We start from the raw sequence: 7,152 nt of genomic DNA, 5'->3' as shown, positions 1-7,152 counted from the left end.
TATTGATAACTTTATCTGCATTAGCTGTAAGAATATTATTTTAATAGTGATATTTGAGAAGAATAGCTGGCATTGCTCTTTTGTGGGTGATGCTAAATATATTTAAATCACATATATAGATATGAAAAAAGCGATTAACAAATCAATGTTAATCGCTTTTTAATTTGGCTGGGCTACTAGGATTCGAACCTAGGAATGACGGGATCAAAACCCGCTGCCTTACCGCTTGGCTATAGCCCAATTACTTAGGTCATTGACCGTAAGAGCTGAGAATTATAGGCAACATTAAATCATTCGTCAAGTATAAGAATGAATAAATTTTAGTCGATCATAAACCTTAAGTTTGTTTTTGGATAGATTGTCTGTTATTTTTTTATAAGCATCTAATAACAGTGATGGAGCGTATAATGAACGAAGATCATCAAAAATCAGAGGATAATCAATCGCCTAAAAATCAATGGTTATGGTTAGTTGGTTTATGCATAGGCGGTGGTTTATCTATGTATGTGTTGGCAAAATTAACTAAAATGCTAGGAATATGGGCGGGCTTGGCACCTGGATGAATAAAATTATGAATTTTGAAGTTTTTAAAGTTGTCTTTCATGTTGATGAGATTGATAAATGGGATCGGGTGATTGCCAATGTGAATAATCTATTGAAAGAAATTGATGTCAGCAATGCACATATTATTGTTATTGCTAATGCTCAGGCCGTTAAAGGTTATTTGATGCCAGAGAAATATCATGCTTTTAGGAATTTAGTTCAGCAGAATGTTACACTGAATATTTGCCACAACTCTATGAGGGGGTTAGATATTCAGGAGCATCAATTACCTGATTTTGTAAGGATTGTATCTGCTGCGGTTATGGAATTAGTACGTAAACAGCATGAAGGCTTTGCTTATATTAAACCCTAAAAAGTTATATAATATCGGTCAGTTTTTATCATAATGAGAGATCAATGTTAATTTTATTTGCCATTGTTGTGGTTGCGATTGCAATTTCTTTTGTGTGCTCTATTTTAGAAGCGGCTTTGTTATCATTAACACCAAGTTTTATCTCCCAACAAAAAATGGATGCGCCAAATTTGTATCCTAAATTAAAAAAATTGCGAGATAAGATTGATCGCCCATTGGCTGCGATTTTAACACTGAATACTATTGCACATACTGCAGGGGCAGCAGGTGTTGGTGCTCAGGTTACTAAATTATATGGTAATGCTTATTTGGGAGTCGCTTCTGCTGTTATGACCGTTTTAATTTTAGTTTTATCTGAAATTATTCCCAAAGTTTTAGGTGCAAAATATTGGCGAGAGCTCGCAAAAATATTACCAACCATTTTAAATCCTATGATTGTTTGTTTAGCGCCTTTTATTTGGCTCTCTGATTTGATTATGAGAATGATTGGTAATCATAAAGTGGATGTAAATTTAAAACAAGAAATTAAAGCCTTGGCTATTCTCGCAAGGGATCTAGGTAAAATTGAGCCTAAAGAGCAGACCGTGATTTCAAATATTTTAGATCTCAATGAGGTGGACTTAACTTCAATTATGACGCCAAGGGTTGTAACAGCAGCGATTCACCCTAATATTAGTTATGATGATTTAAAAGAAACGATTGATCAAAACCAATTTTCTCGTTATCCCATTATTGATGAACAGGAAGCGCCATTAGGTGTATTTTTTCGCCATGATTATGTGGATTTGGTAGCTTCTGGTAAAACAGTATTAGATTTTGCAGAACCGCCATTAGTTTTACCAGATACAAGTAGTGTAAAAACAGCATTTAGAAGGTTATTAGATCATAAACAGCATTTAGCTTTTATTTATGATGAATTTGGTAGCTGGTTAGGTGTGATTACATTAGAAGATATGATTGAAAAAATCATTGGTGAAGAGATCGTTGATGAAACAGATATTGTAGTAGATATGCGGTTATTGGCTAAGAAGCGTTGGGAGAGCCGCAATCAATCATGAAGCATGAGGAAGTGCATTATTTTTATGTTTTAAGATGTTATGATGGTACATTCTATGCGGGATATACTACTGATATCAGAAGACGATTAAAAGAACATAATGATGGTGTGGGTGCTAAATATACGCGAGTTGCTACACGACGCCCTTTGTCTTTGCTACACTTTGAAATATTTGCAACAAAAAGTGAAGCAATGAAGCAAGAATATGCTTTTAAGCAATTGTCTCGTAAAGAAAAAGAGTTATATTTGTCATACATTAAAGATGAATAAGAGGACAGTGGAAAAATGGTAAGTATGAATGATTCACGTCGTAATTTTTTAAAAATAGGTTCATTATTATTGGTTGGTGTTGTTTTAACACCTGTAATGGCAGTAACGCCAAAGAACGATGTTAAACAAATCTCAAAATTATCCAATCGTTCAGATGTTCGGTCTTTAGATTTTGACTCTCACAATTTTTTATTAAATTTTAGAGATTAATTGTCAAGATTTCACCATATGCTGGCTTGTGTTCAAAAGTGTTATCAAATTGATCAAGACCAGCATGAATGCGAGCGCAATGCAATATTCCTCCATGAGTGAATAGGGCGATTGTTTGATCAGCATGCTTTATTTTGATTGCTTCCACAAATTCAACATAACGTTGATATTGCATTATAAATGACTCTCCATTTGTAGCTGGTATGTGGAGCCAATCATTGAACCAGTTTTGCAAATTAGGATCATTAATATCATCCCACAGTTTACCTTCCCAATCTCCAAAGTTTAATTCCATTAATTGTGGTGTTTGAATTGCATCAGGAAAACCACAAAAATTAGCCAATTTAACGCAGCGCTGCAATGGGCTTGTATATGTAGCATCAAATTGATAATCACTTAATTGTGTTTTGATGATGTCTGCTTCATTAATAAATGTGCTGCTAACATCAATATCTGATTGTCCATAGCAAATGCCAGAAGCAATATTTAAAGAGGTATGGCGGATTAAAATAAGTTTCATAGTACAGTGTGAATAGCGGTTAAGGTTAATAGCATAGATAGCTCTAATAACAGAAATAATGCGCCAGCACAGTCGCCAGTATAACCCTGGATCTTATTGTTCATCCATTGGGTTAATATAAAAAATAATAGTATAGGTGTGATGATTGCAAGTATGTACCAAAAACTTAGAGAAAACCATAAAGCTGCGAATAATGGCAGTAAGCCAAAAAATAGCGTAGCAGAGATATCTTTGATGCTTGGTTGGCTGTAAATGGCTTGGATTTTACTTGTATCGATTGTTCTAGCATAAGGCAGGCGGATAGTAATCAAGCTACTAATCATTTTACAGAATGGATCGGTGATGAATATGAATATGATCAATAGATGATATTCGATCGAGAGCATAATATTATATGTCAGTAGAAAATAGAGGATTAGGCCTAAAATTGCATATATGCCGGCATGGCTATCTTTCATTATGGCAAGAATTTTTTCTTTAGAATGACCACCACCAAAGCCATCTAAAAAATCGCCCAATCCATCTTCATGTAAAGCACCCGTTAAAATGACTCGGCTGATCATGGTTAAAACGATTGTGATGGATAATGGTAGAAAATTATTAGTAATCAGCAATGTGCTGATCATTAAACCGGATGTTATCCAACCTATAAATGGCCAATAATAAATAACACGTTGAAAATTTTGGCTTGGTACGGAAAACCAGCGCCACAAAGGTAAACGTGTAAAAAAAATTAAAGCAGTGATGAACATCATAAAGATGGAATATTAGAAATTCTACTTTCCTCAAAGCTTTTCATTTGGTTCATCATGCGTACACTCGATGCAATTAGTGGATAAGCGCAAACGGCACCTGTACCTTCACCTAAATAAAAGTTTAGATGAAGCAATGGTTCAACACCTAGATATTCCAATAATAAACTGTGGCCTTTTTCTTCACTTTTATGGCTAAAGATCGCATACTGTTCAACTTCTGGATTGATGTGTGAAGCCATTAATAAAGAGTTACTCATTAAAAAGCCATCAATGAGAATAGTCATTTTTAATTCCGCAGCGCGTAGCATCGCACCGACAGCCATAATCATTTCTAATCCACCAAATTCTGACATAATAGTCATAGGTGTGAGTGGACCAGTATAACGATTAACGGACTGTTGTAAGATTTCATATTTCCTTAATGTGAATCCTTCACTAGATCCTGAGCCAGCCCCAACACATTGTTCGAGTGGAATATTTGTAAGTAGGGACATCCATATAGATGCAACCGAAGTATTGCCAATGCCTAGTTCACCAATGGAGACAATATTACAGTTATTTTGAGCGGCTAACGATACAATTTCTTCGCCATATGTTAATGCTGTTTCTACTTCATCAAATGTTAGGGCGGCTTCATGCAAGAAGTTTCGTGTACCTTTACGAATCTTTCGATCAATAATGCCAAGGTCTTGAGGGAAATCATAATCTGTGCCAGCATCTACGATCAGTAGTTTGAAATCATGCTGTGTTGTAAAAATATTAATGCCTGCACCATTTTGTGTGATATTAATGGCTTGTTGCCATGTGATCTCTTTCGGGCTAGGGCTAGTGCCTTCGTCTGCAATGCCATGATCTGCGATAAAGAGCAGATGATGAGGATTTTTGAGTTCTGGTCGTAATGTATTTTGGATGGTTGCAATTTTACGCGCAACACCCTCAAGTTTGCCTAATGAGCCAACAGGTTTTGCTAAGCTATCAATATATTCTTGCACTGATTTTCTAAAGATTTCATCCAATGTTTCAATATGATAAGTTCTCATAGTTTTCCTTTCAGTTGCATGGGCAAGCCAGAGATCATGAATGTGACATTATCTGCTTTATCGGCAATTGCTTGATTAATCCATCCGAGTAAATCAGTGAATCTACGTTGTATAGGATCCATAGATATACCCCCTAATCCAATTTCATTGGTGACAAAGATATAATGATTATTAGATTGAGTAAACTGATTAAATTCTTTCATAATGATTTGAAAAATATCATCCAATGAATCTTGAGATTGATCAAAAAAGAAATTAGTTGTCCATAATGTAATACAATCTATAACGATTACTTTTTGATCAAAGTGGTGTTGGCTGAGATATTTCTCTTCCTCAATATTTTGCCATTGATGATTTCGATCTTTTTGATGGCGCTTGATGCGTTGTAAATAATCATCATCCCAAATTCGAGAAGTGGCAAGATAAATCGGGGATTCAGACAAAGAGAGTGCATAGCGCTCAGCAAAACTGCTTTTGCCAGATCTTTGCCCGCCTGTGATTAATGTGATTTTTTTATGTATAATCATTATCTTAGCGCCTAGATAATATTTTACTTAAATGCAAGCTAAATATTTAAGTGACTGAATAAGCCCGTATAAACAAGCCATCCACCAAAAAATAAGAAACATATGCCTGCAGCGCCATCTACATATTGAGTATATTCTTGGTATTTTGCTTTTACTTTGGGTAGAGAAAAAATATAAGCCACAAATAAGAACCAAAGAAATGTTTCTACGACAATCAAACCTAAGATGATACTTTTTGTACCAATGTCTACTGATCCTGTGACAATGGCAGAAAAGACGCTGACAAAATAGATCAAAGCTTTGGTGTTAGATAAGTTTGTCAATAAACCTTTGAGAAAGAATTGGCTACGAACTGTTGGTAATTTGGGTTCAGAGGACGTATTTTTAGCTTGATGTGCAGATATGGCAGATTGTATTAAAAGATAAGCTAAGTATAGCAAGTAGCTACCGCCCAGTATCATAATACCTCTATGTAAAATAGGAAATTGTTTTAAAACAATATTTAAGCCTAAAATGGCTAATAAAGCCCAAACAAATACGCCTAAAGTAATGCCACAAACAGCACGAAAGCTCTGCCTACGCGTGGAGCTAGCGGCAACTTGGGATACAAAGAAAAAATCAGGCCCAGGAGAGGCCAATGCAACTAATTGAGTGGTTGCGATGGATATGAGTAATAAAAACATATTATGTGTACTTCAAGATAGATTGGATGGTTTTGATTCGGGTTTTTAGTAAACGCCAATTACCTTTTTGGATTTGCTTTGTTTCAGAAATAAAGCCCGTCCCGCAAGCAATGACATTTTTGTGAGCAAAATATTCATCAATATTAGAATCATCAATGCCACCACTAGGAATATACGTAATATTAGGATAGACACTATTGAGTGCTTTGATTAATTTCACACCGCCTGATGCTTCGGCGGGGAAAAATTTCACTAATGAAATATTGTTTTCTAATGCCATTTCAAGGGACAAGGGTGTGTTAACACCAGGAATAATAGGGCAATCATTATTTTGAGCAAATTTTAAAATTTTAGGATTGATGCTGGGTGTGATTAAAATATCAGCGCCAGATTCAATCGCTAAGGCAGCGCTCTCTTGTTGAATAATGCCACCCGCTAAAAATAGCGCTTCAGGATATTCATGCTTGAGTGCTGTTAAAATTTGGCTAGAATTGGGCTGATTAAAGCCAATCTCAGCCACTAAAATGTTTGCCTCTACTAAAAGCTGCATCATCTGTTTTGCTTGATCTAAATCATTCACAGCAATTAAAGGAATGATTTTTGTTTCTTTAAGTGTTGTTAGCCATTTGCTCATTCACGCTTTCCTTGGTTTAATGTTTCATGATAGATCAATAAAATACCCATGCGAACGAATTCTAATATCTCTTCAAAATCCTGTTCAGTTTCTTCGTCATTGACTTCATCTTCAGCTTCGAAAGTTGTGTGAGTGAATTCGATCAAATCATTCATAAATTCATAAGCATCATTTTCTACTGTTAGATTTTCTAATTTTAGGTGATTGATACCAATGCCATAAATTAAGCCTTCAGCAAATTGTTGTAGTGCTTTAATTCTTTGGTAAACATCAGCTTCTGGTAATAATGGTGAGAATGTGAAATCCAAATCATTCAATGCTTGTACTGTATCTTTGTAAAGTGCAACTAAAAGATCACCTTCTTTAATGCCATCGTTTGTAATGCGAGATAGCTCCTTGATCCATAATAAAATAGCTTCATTAGGCTCAGCACAAATGTAAGAAATCAGCATCCCTTGAGCTTCTGAAGGATTGATACCCACTAATACATCTTCATATTCACTATATAAAATTTCATCGCTCATGACTGCTTCCTTACAT

General features: G+C 35.3%; 12 protein-coding genes and 1 tRNA gene. 5 read left to right on the top strand and 8 right to left on the bottom strand.

Features of this window, described 5'->3' with window-relative positions; translation table 11 throughout:
* Window positions 1-165 precede the first annotated feature (165 nt).
* Window positions 166-240, bottom strand: a tRNA-Gln gene (locus BZK14_RS05530).
* Window positions 241-407: 167 nt separating this feature from the next.
* Between BZK14_RS05530 and BZK14_RS13245 the strand changes: the two genes are divergently transcribed.
* From BZK14_RS13245 to BZK14_RS05510, 5 genes are read left to right on the top strand one after another with little or no spacing between them, the layout of a single operon-like run.
* Window positions 408-563 (top strand): hypothetical protein, encoded by a 156-nt coding sequence (locus tag BZK14_RS13245; RefSeq protein WP_171973644.1) that lies wholly within the window; start codon window positions 408-410, stop codon window positions 561-563.
* Window positions 560-916, top strand: a complete 357-nt coding sequence (locus BZK14_RS05525) for a DsrE family protein (RefSeq protein WP_245831179.1) — start codon at window positions 560-562, stop codon at window positions 914-916. Before BZK14_RS13245 ends, BZK14_RS05525 begins: the two co-directional genes overlap by 4 nt.
* 44 nt (window positions 917-960) lie before the next feature.
* Complete coding sequence (locus BZK14_RS05520; protein WP_077925561.1) at window positions 961-1,974, top strand: CNNM domain-containing protein; 1,014 nt, start codon at window positions 961-963, stop codon at window positions 1,972-1,974.
* Window positions 1,971-2,243 carry a GIY-YIG nuclease family protein gene (locus BZK14_RS05515; protein ID WP_077925560.1) on the top strand — a complete coding sequence of 91 codons (273 nt, stop codon included), beginning with the start codon at window positions 1,971-1,973 and terminating at the stop codon, window positions 2,241-2,243. The genes BZK14_RS05520 and BZK14_RS05515 overlap by 4 nt, the downstream gene beginning before the upstream one ends.
* 24 nt (window positions 2,244-2,267) lie before the next feature.
* Window positions 2,268-2,453, top strand: a complete 186-nt coding sequence (locus tag BZK14_RS05510; protein WP_077925559.1) for a hypothetical protein — start codon at window positions 2,268-2,270, stop codon at window positions 2,451-2,453.
* On the opposite strand, the gene cobC is transcribed toward BZK14_RS05510, so the two are convergent.
* Genes cobC through BZK14_RS05475 form a run of 7 tightly spaced genes read right to left on the bottom strand, consistent with a single transcriptional unit; the run spans window position 2,443 to window position 7,136 of the window.
* On the bottom strand, window positions 2,443-2,973 hold the full coding sequence (cobC, locus tag BZK14_RS05505; RefSeq protein WP_077925558.1) for an alpha-ribazole phosphatase: 531 nt from the start codon (window positions 2,971-2,973) through the stop codon (window positions 2,443-2,445). The two genes, BZK14_RS05510 and cobC, sit on opposite strands and share 11 nt — an antisense overlap.
* Complete coding sequence (locus BZK14_RS05500; protein ID WP_077925557.1) at window positions 2,970-3,728, bottom strand: adenosylcobinamide-GDP ribazoletransferase; 759 nt, start codon at window positions 3,726-3,728, stop codon at window positions 2,970-2,972. Before BZK14_RS05500 ends, cobC begins: the two co-directional genes overlap by 4 nt.
* Complete coding sequence (cobT, locus tag BZK14_RS05495; RefSeq protein WP_077925556.1) at window positions 3,725-4,768, bottom strand: nicotinate-nucleotide--dimethylbenzimidazole phosphoribosyltransferase; 1,044 nt, start codon at window positions 4,766-4,768, stop codon at window positions 3,725-3,727. The genes BZK14_RS05500 and cobT overlap by 4 nt, the downstream gene beginning before the upstream one ends.
* Window positions 4,765-5,295, bottom strand: a complete 531-nt coding sequence (gene cobU / locus BZK14_RS05490; RefSeq protein WP_077925555.1) for a bifunctional adenosylcobinamide kinase/adenosylcobinamide-phosphate guanylyltransferase — start codon at window positions 5,293-5,295, stop codon at window positions 4,765-4,767. Before cobU ends, cobT begins: the two co-directional genes overlap by 4 nt.
* Window positions 5,296-5,333: 38 nt before the next feature.
* Window positions 5,334-5,978 carry a LysE family transporter gene (locus BZK14_RS05485; protein ID WP_077925554.1) on the bottom strand — a complete coding sequence of 215 codons (645 nt, stop codon included), beginning with the start codon at window positions 5,976-5,978 and terminating at the stop codon, window positions 5,334-5,336.
* A gap of 1 nt (window position 5,979) precedes the next feature.
* The gene (gene eda / locus BZK14_RS05480; RefSeq protein ID WP_077925553.1) at window positions 5,980-6,612 is read right to left on the bottom strand and encodes a bifunctional 4-hydroxy-2-oxoglutarate aldolase/2-dehydro-3-deoxy-phosphogluconate aldolase; all 633 of its coding nucleotides are present in this window, start codon (window positions 6,610-6,612) and stop codon (window positions 5,980-5,982) included.
* The gene (locus BZK14_RS05475) at window positions 6,609-7,136 is read right to left on the bottom strand and encodes a UPF0149 family protein (RefSeq protein ID WP_077925552.1); all 528 of its coding nucleotides are present in this window, start codon (window positions 7,134-7,136) and stop codon (window positions 6,609-6,611) included. The genes eda and BZK14_RS05475 overlap by 4 nt, the downstream gene beginning before the upstream one ends.
* Window positions 7,137-7,152: the final 16 nt, after the last annotated feature.

Origin of the sequence: Wohlfahrtiimonas larvae, from assembly GCF_002006755.1 — a bacterium.
GTDB classification, from domain to species: Bacteria; Pseudomonadota; Gammaproteobacteria; order Cardiobacteriales; family Wohlfahrtiimonadaceae; genus Wohlfahrtiimonas; species Wohlfahrtiimonas larvae.
The sequence above is the reverse complement of the archived record's forward strand: the minus strand, read 5'-3'. Positions and strand labels throughout refer to the sequence as shown.